Source organism: Delftia tsuruhatensis (genome assembly GCF_903815225.1).
Lineage (GTDB): Bacteria > Pseudomonadota > Gammaproteobacteria > Burkholderiales > Burkholderiaceae_C > Comamonas > Comamonas tsuruhatensis_A.
In genome coordinates this window covers 5,274,717-5,289,160 of the sequence record NZ_LR813084.1, presented here as the reverse complement: position 1 = coordinate 5,289,160, position 14,444 = coordinate 5,274,717, and the positions used below count along the sequence as shown (strand labels likewise).

Below are 14,444 nucleotides of genomic sequence, written 5' to 3'. Positions count from 1 at the left end.
ATCCACGATTTCCCATGCAAACGAACGCCACTCTCCAAGTACGCATCGCCCGCAAGCACACCGAAGCCCAGGACATCTGCAGCCTGGAGCTGGTGCCGCTGGACGGCCACAGCCTGCCGGCCTTCACGGCTGGAGCGCACATCGACCTGCACCTGCCCGGCGGCCTGGTGCGCCAGTACTCGCTGTGCAACGACCCCGCCGATGCGGCAAGCTACGTGGTCGGCGTGCTGCGCGATGCGGCCTCGCGCGGCGGCTCGGCGGCCGTGCACGAGCAGCTCGGCGAAGGCCAGCAGATCACCATCGGCGCGCCGCGCAACCTGTTCGCGCTGCACGCGGGCAGACCCGCGCGCCACCTGCTGCTGGCCGGGGGCATCGGCATCACACCCATCCTCGCCATGGCGCGGCAGCTGGCGCGCGAAGGCGCGGACTTCGAGCTGCATTACTGCGCGCGCTCGCGCGACCGCATGGCCTTTGCCGGCCTGCTGCAATCCATGCCCTGGGCGGGCCAGGTGCATCTGCACCTGGATGATGAAGCGGCAAACGGCGCGCTGGACATGGCTGCGCTGCTGGGCAGGCCGCAGCAGGATCTGCACCTGTACGTCTGCGGCCCCAGGGGCTTCATGGACGCGGCGCTGGACCAGGCGCGCGCATCGGGCTGGGAGGAGTCGCGCCTGCACTACGAGTTCTTCGCGGGCGAGGCCGCGGTGCGCGAGGGCGACGCGGGCTTCGAGGTCGAGGTCGCCAGCACGGGCCAGGTGGTGCGCGTGGCGCCCGAACAGACCGTGGTCCAGGCCCTGGCCGCCATCGGCGTGGAGGTGCAGACCTCCTGCGAGCAGGGCGTGTGCGGCACCTGCCTGACGCGCGTGCTCTCGGGCCAGCCCGAGCACCGCGACATGTACCTGACCGAGGACGAGCAGGCCGCCTGCGACCAGTTCCTGCCCTGCTGCTCGCGCGCGAAGTCGTCCAGGCTGGTGCTGGATCTCTAGGTTCAGGGCTCGGCAGCGCAGAGCGGCGGACAATGGGGTTTTCCCGTTCCTCGCTCCATGCCATGCAAGCTGTCCTGCTCGTCCTCAACTTCAACGCCGATGCCCACCTGCGCCAGATGGCCCAGGCCTTTCCCGACTTCGAGCTGATCTATGCGCCCGATGCCGCACAGGGAGAGGTGGCCATCGCCGCCCATGGCGCGCGCATCCAGGCCGTGCTGACGATCGGCTCCATCGGCCTGTCGGCCGCGCAGATGCAGCGCCTGCCCGCATTGCGCCTGGTCTGCGCCCTGGGCGCGGGCTACGAGAACATCGATGTCGCCCATGCGCTGGCCCATGGCATTGCCGTGGGCAATGGCGCCGGCACCAATGACGACTGCGTGGCCGACCACGCCATGGGCCTGGTGATCGCCTCGGTGCGCGGCCTGGTGCGCCTGGACCGCGCCACGCGCGACGGTGTCTGGCGCACGGCCCTGCCGCTGCCGCCCAATGTCTCCCGCAAGCGCCTGGGCATCCTGGGCCTGGGCGCCATCGGTGCCAAGATCGCCCGGCGCGCGCTGGGCTTCGACATGGAGATCGGCTACCACAACCGCGGTCCGCGCCCGGAGCTGTCGTATCGCTACTTCGACGGGCTGCTGCCGATGGCGCGCTGGGCCGACGTGCTGCTGGTGGCCACGCCGGGCGGTGCAGAAACCCGCCATCTCATCAATGCCGAGGTGCTGGACGCACTGGGCCCGCAGGGGCATCTGGTCAACATCGCTCGCGGCAGCGTGGTCGATACGACCGCGCTGGCCGCAGCCGTGCGCGAAGGCCGCCTGGCCGGTGCGGGCCTGGATGTCTACGAAAGCGAGCCCGCGCCGCCGGCCGAGCTGCTGGAGCTCGACGCCGTGGTGCTCACCCCGCATGTGGGAGGCTGGTCGCCCGAGGCCGTGCAGGCCTCGGTGGACCGCTTCATCGCCAACATGCGCTGCCATCTGGAGGGCAGGCCGCTGGTCTCGCCGGTCACGGCCTGAGCCCTTCAGCGTATTGCAGCCCATCTTTGACAAGAGCATTTCAGGCCGAAACAATTTGCGCAGCGAACTCCATATTGCCTTGGCCATGCCACGTGAATAAAGCCGAAATCGATGCTGTGTATCTGAATTTGCTGAGGGTCTTTGAAGGGTTGATGGCAGAGGGTGCAGCCAGCCGCGCCGCCATTCGACTGGGGGTGACCCAGCCTGCGGTCAGCGCTGCACTGGGTCGCCTGTGCGTGCTCTATTCCGACCCGCTATTCGAGACAATAGGTCACTGGCTTTGTCCTGCCACAAGGGCCGATGAGTTGGATCTGCTCATGGAAGAGGCTCCTCAGCGATGCCGTCAGGCGCTGGCTACATCGACGCTGGGCAGCGAAATAAAGGGACGATCGATTAGAATAGGTCTGCCGGATGACCGTAAAATTGCCTTGGACAGCCATTCGCTTTTGATGCTGAAAAAGCACCTGCCGGGGCTGGCCATAATATTCGCGTGAACCCACAGCGATCTGGCGCAGGCTATGCTCATGTGCCATCACATCGACGTTGCCATCGTTGCGAGTGGGCTGAAATTCCTGCTGGTGACAGAGCATTGTCTTGGGAAGGGTGAATATCTTTGCCTGGCCGGTAAGAATACTCCTGCGCCAAAAACCGCTGAGGAGTATTGCCGCTGTCCCCATCTGCTCGTATCGTCCAGTGGTTTCGTGGGTATCGTTGATGAAGGTTTTAGCGCTGCAGACTACAGGCGAATGATCAAGGCATACATTTCACATTTTGCGGTTGCCCCTTTTTTGCTGGCTGATTCGGATCTGACTGTTATGGTGCCCGTCCATGCAGTACGGGCTATAGAAAGAATAAGCACTCTCAAGAAAATTAGAATGCTTCGTCGATCAGCTGGACTGCAATGTGCGCCCATCCATTGCCTCGGCACTGGGCTGGCCCTGGCGACCTTGCGCAACGCGGATGATGGAGTAAAGGTCGGACGCCGTGGCATCGAAGCAACCCGCATCCAGCCATCGCCGGCTTTGTTGGTAGACCGCCTCCCACGGTGGCAGGTCATTGGGCAGCAGCCGCCTGGGTGCACCTGCTCGAGTTAGCCAGCGTTAGGCTTTGAAGATCTCACGCAAATCATGCACACGCTGCGGTACGTGCTGGGCCATCAGTGTGAGGTAGGGTACAGAAAAGCTCCATTCTTCATCGCTGACGCCGGTTGGCTAGGGCTTGCGAGGCATCGCCGAACTCTACCCGGGCTACCGGTCGCGAGGAGCGAAAATTCATAACACGCATCTAAGATGCGATGATTTTTCTGCGTCGTAGAATGAGTTCATATGAATTGAAGTGGATGCTGGTTTAAAAAATCTCAATTACTCCATACTCTGCGGCAGAGAATTTCCCGCCTTCAGAAGAAGCGCGTGCAATGACTGCCTTGCCGCCAGTGCCGGCAAGGGCAGGATACATATAGCAACCCACGGAGACACGAAGATTGGCAACTGGTATGGAGCCAGCCATGACAAAACCATTGCTGTAGCATCCGGGGATACCTCGAGCAACGACAGACAGAGCTAGCTCGCCTCCTCGGGCGACGGAAAAGTCTACGCCTGCACTGGCAGAAACCAATGAATAGCTGCCAGCCCTGGGGTATGGATCGTAGCTCAAAGATACAACAGGCCGATAATCCCATTGATCACCAGGGTAATAGTAACTCGAGCTTTTGCTCTTTGAGTTCTGCTTTGGGATTTCATTAGCCTCGCAGCTAACTGGGAAATTTCTTTCGTCTTCACCAATTACCATCCTGATGCCTTTGCTGAGCTGTTTGTCACCCTGCATTTCGCATATTTTCTTATTGAATTCCATGGCGTCAGGAGTTTGAAGTTCGGAGTCATAAAGGTAGCCGCCACTGGCTAGTTTGATCAGATGAATTGTGACGACTCCCTCCATTCCAACCATTGCACCTGAGAATTTACGCGCAATCATTGGAATTCCATTTTTTTCGATCTCCTCATTTCCCAAAAATGGATCTTGTGCCAAGCTGGTCAAAGATGCCGCTGTCAATGCAATTCCCATTGCAGATTTTTTGAGCATGATTCTCCCCTCTATCCCATTGTTGCGAAGTTGAGCTTGCTTTAGCGCGCGCCAAGCAAAAGAAGTGTAGATGATTGTGCGCATAGTTGAGAATGAGAATCGATATCATTTGTGTGGGTTTAGCCTGTGATAGCTACTAGGAAGCTCTACGTCGTATGCTCCCCGAGCGGTACATCACAACCGAGGTCCTGAAGCCGTTTGAGTAGTCGGCGGATTTTCTTGGGCTTGTCCTGGCGATCGAAGTGTTCGTTGCCCAGCGGTGGGCATCGATGCGGCCACGGCAAGGATGGCCTTCTTGGCGCCGCGGCGGGCTTTGATGCGCAGGAGTTGGGCACGCAAGTAGCTGGTCTTGACGCGCACGGCAGCCCAGGCGGCAGCGACCAAGGTGGTCTTGATCCAGGTCCTGCTCTTGCGCACGCGCGTGGAGCGGCGCTTGCCGGCGCTCTCGTCGCTGCACGGACACAGCTCCGCTCAGGACACAGGATCGTCCGCAGTGGAAAAGCGCGACATGTGCACGTCGATCTCCGCCACCACGACGCTGGCCGTCGGCTACCAAACCGCAGCCCGCGCAGAGGGCTGCCCTACCGCTACTTCAGTGACCTGCTGTCCCTGGCGCAGTGGGCCGACGTGCTGCTGGTGGCCACGCCGGGCGGTGCAGAAACCCGCCATCTCATCAATGCCGAGGTGCTGGACGCACTGGGCCCGCAGGGGCATCTGGTCAACATCGCTCGCGGCAGCGTGGTCGATACGACCGCGCTGGCCGCAGCCGTGCGCGAAGGCCGCCTGGCCGGTGCGGGCCTGGATGTCTACGAAAGCGAGCCCGCGCCGCCGGCCGAGCTGCTGGAGCTCGACGCCGTGGTGCTCACCCCGCATGTGGGAGGCTGGTCGCCCGAGGCCGTGCAGGCCTCGGTGGACCGCTTCATCGCCAACATGCGCTGCCATCTGGAGGGCAGGCCGCTGGTCTCGCCCGTCACAGCCTGAAAGGCGCCGAGACAGGCGTCAGCGGTGGCTCGTCCGTTGCTGCGGCCGTGCCTGCAGCAGGCCGATGAAGTAGTTCAGCACCCGGGTTTCCGCATTCGTCGCCTGGACGGGCTGCTGGGCCGGGCACGCTGCGTCCCACTCTGCCATGTGGCCATCGACCGCCATGCGTGCCAGTCCATAGACCAGCGCCCGTGCTGCCAGCTGGGCCAGGCCCGTGTCGGATCTGCTGCCCAGCGCTTCACCGAGCAGCGACTGCATATGGGTGCGGATGGCATCGTTGTCCGTGCGCAGGCTGGCGGAGGACTCGTAGTCGATCAGACGCCGGTCGCTGACCACCTGGAAATGCTCTGGATAGTCCCGCGCCCAGTCCAGGTAGGCCTGTCCGATGGCGCCAAAGCGTGTCAGTGGCGCTTCGTGCACCGCCGATTCCAGCGCCGCTTCCACCCGCTGGCGCAACTGCGTGGTGGCCTGCTCCGCCACGGCGGTGAGCAAGGCCGTGCGATTGGCGAAATGGCGGAACGGAGCGCCGGGGGACACACCTGCGCGCTTTGCGGCTTCGCGCACGCTCAACTGCTCCACGCCGCGTTCAGCCACCAGTTGCACGGCTGCGCACACCAGTGCTTCGCGCAACTGTCCGTGGTGGTAGGTGTCGCGCACCGCGGGCTTTGTCGGAGCGGGCACCCCCTCCGTGGACTCTTTTTCATGCACGCCGCTCACGGTGTTGCGGGGCGTGTGGTGACGGCTGGCAGGGGGTGTGGGAGACATGCGCCCAATATAGCCAGGACTGATGCAGGCAGGCGGCAACAAGGCTGGGCATCCCCTGGCAAACCGCTCGGTTCGTTCCTTTTTGCACGAGTCGCCACAGGAATGTAATCGCTGATTATTTTTTGAATTAGACTGCGGCTGACGGATGTATTCGCTGATTACATTTGTGTTCAGGCATCTGTCCAGGAGCCCTCCATGAAGTCAATGCAATGGTCTCGTCGGTGCGCCCGCACCCTGACCTGTGCCGGTCTGGCACTGTCGTGTTCCCTGGCCTGGTCGCAAGCGGCCGATGGTCCGCCGGCGGCGGAGCCCACAGCCCGTCTGGAGATCGTTTTCCCGCCGCCAGGAAGCACGGTGTCAGCAGGCCGTGACGGAGATCGCAGCGTGGGCGTGGTCGTCCAGAGCAACTACCGCCTCATGCCTGCCGGCCAGTGCGGCGGTGACAGGCGTTGCGGCCACCTTCACCTCAAGGTGGACCCGCAAGGGGATTCCTGCAATCTGCCTGGACGACCCTACAACAGCATGAACAGCGATGTGGGCGGCAGCCTGATCCGCGCGCATCTGGGCGCATGCCCTGAGTGGCAGGGCGAGCATGTGATCGGTGTGCTGCTGGCGGATGACCACCACAAGCCGGTCCTGGTGGATGGCAAGCCTGTCACGGCCACCGTCAAGGTGCGGGTGAATTAGCGGGTCGGGCCGGCCAGATGCAGCAGCCCCATGGCCAGGCACAGGGCCGACGAGACATGCCAGAAGCGGTCGCTGTTGCAGGGGAACCTCGGCTTCAGCCAGGGAAAGGCCGCGGCCCGCGCCAGGAACAGCAAGCCGGCAGAGCCCAGCAACGGTTGCATGAAGGGCGCGGGGGGCAGGATGCCCGCGCCTGCCAGTGCACAGGCGGCGAACAGCGACAGCAGCATGCCGATGGCCGCCGATACCAGCGGCGGATACCAATGGCCTGCCTCGGCCATGTGCGCCATGCGCTCGCCGGCGCCCAGCAGGCGCAGTGCCGGTGCGCCCCAGGCGATGCAGGCGAAGTGGGCGAGGGCGGCAGCTGCGTCCAGCAAGGCCGCTGCCACCAGGGACAGGCGGGACAGCTCCTGCATGGCTCAGTGCGCAACCAGCGCCAGCAGACCTGCCGCCAACAGACACAGGCACAGCAGCAGCCCGCGTCGGGGTATGGAGAACCAGCAGGCACGCGCGATCCACAGGTAGCCGGCGGCCATGCACAAGGCCCAGGCCGCCAGCAGCGGATGGCGGCTGAACAGGGTGGCATCGCTGAGCGCCAGGCCGCACAGCATGCTGCCGAAGCCCATGGCTCCCAGGCTGTGGCTGGCATTGAAACCGGTCCAGGCGCGCCACATGTCGGTTTCGCGCGTGATGTGCAAGGGCGTGCGGCGCATGGCCGCGATCAGGGTGGCGTCCACCGGATCCAGCCGGTGGCCGTGCAGCGTGTACAGCAGGTGGATGGCGCCCAGGGCGGCCATCAGGGCGCCCGCAAGAGCGATCAGTGTGGCGGGCCAGTTCATCGGTGTACCTCGCGGGCCTTGGCAGGCTTCTTCGTATTCAACATGGCGCAGTTGGATCAGAGAGATTGCGATCACTGTAGCCACTAAACTGGCGCCCTGAAACTCGCCTTGTGCTCAGGTTTTTCCGCATGCCTCCCCGTTCATCTCAGACCATTGAATCCCAGAGGAGAAGGCAGCCCGTGCAGGCGCGTTCCCAACGCACGCTGGCGGCCATCTTGCAGGCAGCTGCTCAGATTCTGGTCAAGGAGGGGGAGGGCGCACTCACCACCAACCGCATCGCCGAGCGTGCGGGCGTCTCCATCGGCACGCTCTACCAGTACTTCCCCGACAAGCAGGCCATCTTCCGAGCCATGGTCGACGGCCAGCGCCGCGAGGCCATCGCGGCCATCGAGGCCTGGCTGGAGAAGGCCTCCGAGCAGGGGCTGGAGCGGGAGGCCGTGGCGCGTGGCGTGATCGTCCGCATCGTCGACGGTTTCGCAGGCCGCACGCCCGCGCGGCGCAAGCTCGCGCGCTTTGCCTGGCGGCAGGATGGCGACGAGCGCATCGCCCTGTCCATGCGCGAGACCGCCGAGCGCATGGCCGCCCACCTGCAGCGCTGGGGTGGGCCTTCGCTGTCCCATGCGCGCCTGTACGTGGCCACGCGCGCCGTGCTGGGTACGGTGCGTTTTGCCTCGCTGGAGGCGTCGCCGCTGATCGCCTCGGGGGTGCTGGAGGAACTGTTGTGCGAGATGGGCACGGCCATGCTGATGCCTGCCGGCGCAGGGCAGGACGGGTCAACGCCATAAAAAAAGGCCCCGCGATGCGGGGCCTTCTACTGGAGCGTGGCGATCAACCAGTAGCATTCTAACGATTTCGGGCGGCGATGGCCTTCTCGGCCACATCGACCAGGTCGGTTCCCACCTGTTGCTTCCATTTGTCGTAGACGGGACGCGTGGCCTTGACGAAGGCTTCGCGTTCCGTGGGCGACAGCTGGGTCACGGTCACGCCGTTGGCGGCCAGCTCCTTGAGCAGGGGCTTGTCGGCCTCGATCATGCCCTTGCGCGCGATCACGATCTGCTCCTTGGCGGCATCGATGGCGGCCTGGCGCACGATGTCCTGGTCTTCCTTGGTCCACGTGGCCCAGATGTCCTTGTTGACCACGAAGATCAGCGGGTCGTTGATGTAGCCCCACAGGGTCAGGTGCTTCTGGCCCACGGACTGCAGCTTGGCGGCCATGTAGACCGACACCGGATTTTCCTGGCCATCCACGGCGCCGCTGGCCATGGCGGGCTGGGCATCGGCCCAGCTCATCTGCGTGGGGTTGGCGCCCAGTGCGGTGAAGGTGTCCAGGAACAGCGGCGAGCCCACGACGCGGATCTTCAGGCCCTTGAGGTCGGCGGGGGTCTTGATGGCGTGCTTGGAGTTGCTGATTTCGCGGTAGCCGTTCTCGCCCCAGGCCAGCGGCACCACGCCGGCCTTTTCCAGGCGCTGGAACAGGCGCTTGCCGGGCTCGCCGTGCGTGAGCGCGTCGGCGGCCGCGTAGTCGGGCATGAGGAAGGGCAGGGCGAACAGGTTCAGCTCCTTGATCTGGGGCGACCAGTTCAGCGTGGAGCCCACGGCCATGTCGATCACGCCCTGGCGCAGCGCGCTGAACTCGCGCGTCTGGTCGCCCTGGATCAGGGACACGCCCGGGTACAGCTTGATGTTGATGCGGCCGCTGGTGCGCTCGCGCACCTTGTTGGCCCAGATCTCGCCGCCCTTGCCCCAGGGGAAGGCCGTGCCCAGCACCAGGGACATGCGGTACTCGCTCTTGTACTTGGCCGGGGTCTGCGCCATCACGGGCGTGGCCGACAGGGCCAGGGCGGCGGCCGCGGCCAGGCCGCTGGCGAGGAAGCTGCGAAGTTTCATTGCGAAGGTCTCCTTGTTGAATTGTGGGGAAATCAGTAGCCCAGGCGAGCGGGGAGCCAGAGAGCGAGCTGCGGGAAGGCGATCACGGCGATCATCACCAGGAACATGGCCAGCAGCATGGGGCCGACCCAGCGCACGGTGGACTCCATGCGCACGCCCGCGATGCGGCAGGACACCATCAGGTTCACGGCCAGCGGCGGCGTGAACTGGCCCAGCGCCACCTTGAGCGTGAGGATGACGCCGAACCAGACCGGGTCCCAGTGGTAGTGCTGCATGATGGGCAGCAGCAGCGGCACGAAGATCAGGAAGATGGAGATGCCGTCCAGGAACATGCCCACGGTGATCAGCAACAGGATCAGCAGCGCCATCACGCCGTACTCGCCCAGGCCCGAATTCACGATGGCCTGCGCCACGGGATCGATCACGCCCAGTGTGGACAGCGAGAACGCGAAGATGCCGGCCAGCGAGACCACCAGCAGGATCACGGCCGACAGTTCGCCCGCCTCGCGCAGGATGGGATACAGGTCGCGCACCGTGATGGTGCGGTGGATCACCATGCCCACGAACAGGCCGTAGAACACGGCCACCACGGCGGCTTCGGTGGGCGTGAACCAGCCCGCGCGCATGCCGCCCAGGATCAGCACCGGCGCGGCCAGGCCCCAGGAGGCCTCGCGCAGGCTGCGCCAGAACGGCGGGCGCGGCATGGAGGCTTCCAGCGCTCCCATCCTGTGCTTGCGCGACATCCACACGGCCGGCACGATCAGCGCCACGCCGGCCAGGATGCCGGGAATCATGCCGGCCGCGAACAGCGCCGGCACCGAGGCGCCGGGCACCAGCACCGAATAGATGATGAAGGCCACCGAGGGCGGGATCAGGATGTCGGTGGCCGCGGCCGCGCCCACCACGCTGGCCGAGAAGCTGCCCGGGTAGCCGGCGCGGCCCATGGCCGCGATCATCACGCCGCCCACGGCGGCCGCGTTGGCCGGGCCGGAGCCCGAGATGCCGCCCAGGAACATGGCCACGGCGATCGCCACCAGGGGCAGCATGCCAGGGCCACGCCCGACGATGGCCACGGCGAAGTTCACCAGGCGCAGCGCCACGCCCGAGCGGTCGAAGATCGAGCCCACGAGCACGAACATGGGAATCGCCAGCAGCGGGTACTTGCCCAGGCCGGCGTAGAAATTCTGCGGCACGGCCAGCAGGCCGAACCACTGCGTGTCGGGGCTGGCCAGCGCGATGGCGGCGGCGCCCGCCAAGCCCAGGGCCGCGCCGATGGGCACGCCCAGGAACATCAGGCCCAGGAAGGCGATGAAGAGCAGCGTCGCGATCATGGCGCCTTCTCCCCGGGGGCGTCCTCGAAGGCACCGGGGCGGCCCTGGCGCCTGAACAACTGCAGCGCGCGCGCCGTGATCAGCGCCGAGCAGATGGGCAGCCACATCGAATACCACCACTGCGGCACGCCGATGCCGGGCGAAGTCTCCTCGAAGCGGTAGTCGTCCCAGACCACGCGCACGCTCAGGGCGGCGATCACGGCGAACAGCAGCGCCACCATCAGCGTGCCGAAGCGCGCCAGGCGCCGGCGGCGCAGGGCGCTGCCGCTGTCGGCGAAGTACTCGATGCGGATATGCGCATTGCGCGCCACGGCCGCCGAGCCCGCGACCATGGCCAGCAGGATCATCAGGAAGACCGAGATCTCCTCGGTCCAGGCGAAGGAGGAGGAGGTGAAGTAGCGCACCAGCACATTGGCGAAGGTGATCAGGGCCAGCAGGGCCATGATCGCCACGGTGAGCCAGTCCTCGATGCGCAGCGAACGCGGCTCGTCCGGCTGCGAAGGCGTCTCAGCGGCGCCGTTTTCGGTGGGAGGGGAAGACATGGACGCGGGGAGTCAGAAAAGTACACATGGCAGGGCAGATGCAGTCACTGAGCTTCCTCGGCGTCGTGTGCCGGGGGCCGTGAGGAAAAAATGTCACATTGGGTAAATGCGGCGCAGCGCCATTATGTGCGCATCCTTGCTGCGTGCCAGACGGGCCATCCCTGGCCGTCAGCCTCCCGCCACGGCCCAGCGGATAATGGCGCCCATGGAAACCAAATGGCTAGAAGATTTCGTCAGCCTCGCTGAAACACGCAGTTTCAGCCGCTCGGCCCAACTGCGCCACGTGACCCAGCCCGCGTTCTCGCGCCGCATCCAGGCCCTGGAGGCCTGGGCGGGGACGGACCTGGTGGACCGCAGCTCCTACCCGACCCGGCTCACGCCGGCTGGCAAGACCATGTATGACCAGGCTCTGGAGATGCTGCAATCGCTGCAAAGCACGCGCACCATGCTGCGTGCCCATGTCAGCGCGGGCAAGGGCATGGTGGGCTTTGCCGTGCCGCACACGCTGGCCTTCACCTTCTTTCCCAACTGGGTCTCCAGCGTGCAGGCCCAGTTCGGCCCCTTCCGCAGCCGGCTGTTCGCGCTCAATGTGCACGATGCCGTGATGCGGCTGGTCGAGGGCGGCTGCGACCTGCTGATCGCCTACTTCCATCCGTCCCAGCCCTTCCAGCTCGATCCCGCGCGCTACGAGATGGTCAGCCTGGGGCATGAGGTGCTGGCGCCCTATACGCGTCCCGACGCCGACGGACAGCCCATGCACCTGCTGCCCGGGCGCCAGGGCCAGCCCCTGCCCTATCTGGGCTATGCGCCCGGCGCCTACCTGGGGCGCGTGACCGAGCTCATCCTCAAGGAATCGGGCGAGGCCGTGCACCTGGAGCGTGTCTACGAGACCGACATGGCCGAAGGCCTCAAGGCCATGGCGCTCGAAGGCCATGGCGTGGCCTTCCTGCCCTTCAGCGCCGTGCGCAACGAGCTGGAGGCCGGCCGCCTGGTCAGCGCCGCACCGGCCGGCAACGATGGCTTTCGCATGGACATGGAAGTGCGCGCCTACCGCGAAAAACCGACCAGCAAGGATGCGCCCCAGGGCGTGGCCGGAGCGCTCTGGAATTTCCTGCTGGAGCAGGGCGAGACCATCGGCTGAGACGCCGTTTTGTCCGGGCGGTGACACGAAGGGGCGGTACAAGCGCAGTACACGCCCCTTTTTGATGCATGGAGAGCCCGAGTTGGTGAGCGGGTTATGCCTAGGGTAAATACCTATTATGCATGCCGTGCATAACGCCTTCTGCAAACGGCATTGGCTGCGCCACAGCGCATGGCATTAGAGTGCGCGCACAGCAAACATGCGGTGCGCGGGCCCGTCGGCAGGTTTGAACAGGCAGAAATGGCGTGTGGTGGCACGGCTGTTGCTTGTAGGAATCAAGCTGATGTGCAGGAAAGCCCTAGCACGCATCGATGCGTTGGCACCTTCCGTGATTGCACAATATGTGTCACATCGTAGATCGTGCGAGCCAGCCACTAGCGGCTCGACCGTCCCATCCAAGACCGTTTTCGTCCTCATCTCAGGAGAACCGTATGAAGAAGCATTTGTTGGCCATCGCCGTGACCGCCCTGGCCGCAGGCAGCGCTTTCGCGCAGGCTGGCGACACCCTGGCCAAGATCAAGTCCAGCGGCAGCGTCACGCTGGGCGTGCGTGAATCCTCGGGTCTGGGCTACACGCTGGGCAACGGCAAGTACGTGGGCTTCCATACCGAGATGGGCGAGCGCGTGCTGGCCGACATCCAGAAGCAGCTGGGCCTGGCCAAGCTGGACGTCAAGTTCCAGCCCGTGACCTCGCAGAACCGCATTCCTCTGGTGACCAACGGCACGGTGGACCTGGAGTGCGGCTCCACCACCAACAACCTGGCCCGCCAGAAGGAAGTGGCCTTTGCCGTGACCACCTACGTGGAGGAAGTGCGCATCGCCGTCAAGGCCAACTCCGGCATCACCGGCATCAAGGACCTCAACGGCAAGACCCTGGTCACGACCACGGGCACCACCTCGGTGCAGACCCTGCGCAAGAACAAGCGTGCCGACGGGCTGACCTTCAAGGAAGTCATGGGCAAGGACCATGCCGACAGCTTCCTGATGCTGGAAACCGGCCGCGCCGACGCCTTCATCATGGACGGCTCCATCCTGGCCGCCAACATCTCCAAGTCCAAGGCTCCGGCCGACTACAAGATCGTCGGCGAAACCCTGTCGGTCGAGCCCATCGCCTGCATGCTGCGCAAGGACGACCCCGCCTTCAAGAAGGCCGTGGACGACTCCATCAAGCGCCAGATCGCCGATGGCTCGCTGGCCAAGCTGTACGACAAGTGGTTCATGCAGCCGATTCCTCCGGCCAATGTGAAGGTGGGCCTGCCCCTGTCCGATGCCACCAAGGAAGCGTGGGCCAATCCCAACGACAAGCCCATGGAGTCGTACGAAGTCAAGTAAGTACCAGTTGAATGCCGCCCCTTCTGCCATGCGGTTGGAAGGGGCGTTTTTTGTTGCGGCGCCGTTTTTTTGCCGGTAGTGCATTTTTCAAGAATCTGAATAAAGAGGTGCTCCTATGAGTTGGGATTGGCAGGTGTTCTGCCAGGACACCATTACCCAAGAGGTGGGTCAAAGCTGCTTCGGCAAGAACGGCGACATCACCTACCTCGACTGGATGCTGTCGGCCTGGGGCTGGACCATTTCCGTGTCGTTGCTGTCCCTGCTGATCGCGCTGATCGTGGGGTCGCTGATCGGCACGCTGCGCACACTGCCCGACCGCCCGTGGATCGTGCGGCTGGGCAATGCCTGGGTGGAGTTGTTTCGCAACATTCCACTGCTGGTGCATATCTTCATGTGGTACCACGTGGTGCCGTCGATCTTCCCTGCGCTGAAGTCGCTGCCGGGCTTCGTGCTCGTGGTGCTTGCGCTGGGCTTCTTCACCTCGGCACGTATCGCCGAGCAGGTGCGCTCGGGCATCCAGGCGCTGCCGCGCGGACAGCGATACGCGGGCATGGCGCTGGGCTTCACCACGTTCCAGTACTACCGCTACGTGCTGCTGCCCATGGCGTTCCGGATCATCGTCCCGCCGCTGACCAGCGAAACCATGAACGTGTTCAAGAACTCGTCCGTGGCCTTCGCCGTGTCCGTGGCCGAGCTGACCATGTTCGCCATGCAGGCACAGGAGGAGACCTCGCGCGGCATCGAGATCTACCTGGCCGTCACCGGCCTGTACGTGGTCTCCGCCTTTGCCATCAACCGCATCATGGCCTTCATCGAGAAGCGCTCGCGCGTCCCGGGCCTGATCGCTGCCAGCGGCGGAGGACACTGA

The 14,444-nt window shown here is 64.5% G+C and carries 15 protein-coding genes and 3 pseudogenes; 9 read left to right on the top strand and 9 right to left on the bottom strand.

What is annotated here, in order from left to right; all coding sequences use genetic code 11:
* The first annotated feature begins 14 nt into the window (after window positions 1-14).
* The 3 genes from L1Z78_RS24100 (at window position 15) to L1Z78_RS24090 (ending at window position 2,490) form a co-directional block, all read left to right on the top strand.
* Window positions 15-986, top strand: a complete 972-nt coding sequence (locus L1Z78_RS24100; protein WP_234638858.1) for a PDR/VanB family oxidoreductase — start codon at window positions 15-17, stop codon at window positions 984-986.
* Between the two features lie 62 nt (window positions 987-1,048).
* Window positions 1,049-1,996, top strand: a complete 948-nt coding sequence (locus L1Z78_RS24095) for a 2-hydroxyacid dehydrogenase (RefSeq protein WP_234638857.1) — start codon at window positions 1,049-1,051, stop codon at window positions 1,994-1,996.
* Window positions 1,997-2,088: 92 nt separating this feature from the next.
* Window positions 2,089-2,490 carry a LysR family transcriptional regulator gene (locus L1Z78_RS24090; RefSeq protein WP_234638856.1) on the top strand — a complete coding sequence of 134 codons (402 nt, stop codon included), beginning with the start codon at window positions 2,089-2,091 and terminating at the stop codon, window positions 2,488-2,490.
* 396 nt (window positions 2,491-2,886) lie between these two features.
* Here L1Z78_RS24090 and L1Z78_RS24085 read toward each other — a convergent pair.
* From L1Z78_RS24085 to L1Z78_RS24075, 3 genes and pseudogenes are all read right to left on the bottom strand, one after another.
* Window positions 2,887-3,207: pseudogene (locus tag L1Z78_RS24085) on the bottom strand (transposase); the annotation flags it as partial.
* A 136-nt stretch (window positions 3,208-3,343) separates the two neighbouring features.
* On the bottom strand, window positions 3,344-4,159 hold the full coding sequence (locus L1Z78_RS24080) for a hypothetical protein (protein ID WP_234638855.1): 816 nt from the start codon (window positions 4,157-4,159) through the stop codon (window positions 3,344-3,346).
* A 62-nt stretch (window positions 4,160-4,221) separates the two neighbouring features.
* Window positions 4,222-4,621, bottom strand: a pseudogene (locus L1Z78_RS24075) (transposase); the annotation flags it as partial.
* 9 nt (window positions 4,622-4,630) lie between these two features.
* Between L1Z78_RS24075 and L1Z78_RS24070 the strand changes: the two are divergent.
* A pseudogene (locus L1Z78_RS24070) lies at window positions 4,631-5,056 on the top strand (NAD(P)-dependent oxidoreductase); the annotation flags it as partial.
* Window positions 5,057-5,074: 18 nt separating this feature from the next.
* On the opposite strand, the gene L1Z78_RS24065 reads toward L1Z78_RS24070, so the two are convergent.
* A complete protein-coding gene (locus L1Z78_RS24065) occupies window positions 5,075-5,821 on the bottom strand; it encodes a TetR/AcrR family transcriptional regulator (protein ID WP_234638854.1) in 747 nt (248 codons plus the stop codon).
* Between the two features lie 354 nt (window positions 5,822-6,175).
* Here L1Z78_RS24065 and L1Z78_RS24060 point away from each other — a divergent pair, with 354 nt between their 5' ends.
* Entirely contained in the window at window positions 6,176-6,508 is a 333-nt protein-coding gene (locus tag L1Z78_RS24060) for a hypothetical protein (RefSeq protein ID WP_234638853.1), read from the top strand.
* Here the strand turns inward: L1Z78_RS24060 and L1Z78_RS24055 are convergent.
* Window positions 6,505-6,921 (bottom strand): hypothetical protein, encoded by a 417-nt coding sequence (locus tag L1Z78_RS24055; protein WP_234638852.1) that lies wholly within the window; start codon window positions 6,919-6,921, stop codon window positions 6,505-6,507. The genes L1Z78_RS24060 and L1Z78_RS24055 overlap by 4 nt on opposite strands.
* Window positions 6,922-6,924: 3 nt before the next feature.
* On the bottom strand, window positions 6,925-7,344 hold the full coding sequence (locus tag L1Z78_RS24050; protein WP_234638851.1) for an LIC_13387 family protein: 420 nt from the start codon (window positions 7,342-7,344) through the stop codon (window positions 6,925-6,927).
* A gap of 179 nt (window positions 7,345-7,523) precedes the next feature.
* Here L1Z78_RS24050 and L1Z78_RS24045 point away from each other — a divergent pair, with 179 nt between their 5' ends.
* Window positions 7,524-8,129, top strand: coding sequence for a TetR/AcrR family transcriptional regulator (locus L1Z78_RS24045; protein WP_234638850.1), 606 nt, complete (start codon window positions 7,524-7,526; stop codon window positions 8,127-8,129).
* 58 nt (window positions 8,130-8,187) lie between these two features.
* On the opposite strand, the gene L1Z78_RS24040 is transcribed toward L1Z78_RS24045, so the two are convergent.
* Genes L1Z78_RS24040 through L1Z78_RS24030 form a run of 3 tightly spaced genes read right to left on the bottom strand, consistent with a single transcriptional unit; the run spans window position 8,188 to window position 11,104 of the window.
* The gene (locus L1Z78_RS24040; RefSeq protein WP_234638849.1) at window positions 8,188-9,231 is read right to left on the bottom strand and encodes a DctP family TRAP transporter solute-binding subunit; all 1,044 of its coding nucleotides are present in this window, start codon (window positions 9,229-9,231) and stop codon (window positions 8,188-8,190) included.
* 32 nt (window positions 9,232-9,263) lie between these two features.
* Window positions 9,264-10,562, bottom strand: a complete 1,299-nt coding sequence (locus tag L1Z78_RS24035) for a TRAP transporter large permease (RefSeq protein ID WP_234638848.1) — start codon at window positions 10,560-10,562, stop codon at window positions 9,264-9,266.
* The gene (locus L1Z78_RS24030) at window positions 10,559-11,104 is read right to left on the bottom strand and encodes a TRAP transporter small permease (RefSeq protein WP_234638847.1); all 546 of its coding nucleotides are present in this window, start codon (window positions 11,102-11,104) and stop codon (window positions 10,559-10,561) included. The genes L1Z78_RS24035 and L1Z78_RS24030 overlap by 4 nt, the downstream gene beginning before the upstream one ends.
* A 205-nt stretch (window positions 11,105-11,309) precedes the next feature.
* Between L1Z78_RS24030 and L1Z78_RS24025 the strand changes: the two genes are divergently transcribed.
* From L1Z78_RS24025 to L1Z78_RS24015, 3 genes are all read left to right on the top strand, one after another.
* Window positions 11,310-12,245, top strand: coding sequence for a LysR family transcriptional regulator (locus L1Z78_RS24025; RefSeq protein WP_234638846.1), 936 nt, complete (start codon window positions 11,310-11,312; stop codon window positions 12,243-12,245).
* Window positions 12,246-12,676: 431 nt separating this feature from the next.
* On the top strand, window positions 12,677-13,576 hold the full coding sequence (locus tag L1Z78_RS24020; RefSeq protein ID WP_234638845.1) for a transporter substrate-binding domain-containing protein: 900 nt from the start codon (window positions 12,677-12,679) through the stop codon (window positions 13,574-13,576).
* A gap of 115 nt (window positions 13,577-13,691) precedes the next feature.
* On the top strand, window positions 13,692-14,444 hold the full coding sequence (locus tag L1Z78_RS24015) for an amino acid ABC transporter permease (RefSeq protein ID WP_234638844.1): 753 nt from the start codon (window positions 13,692-13,694) through the stop codon (window positions 14,442-14,444).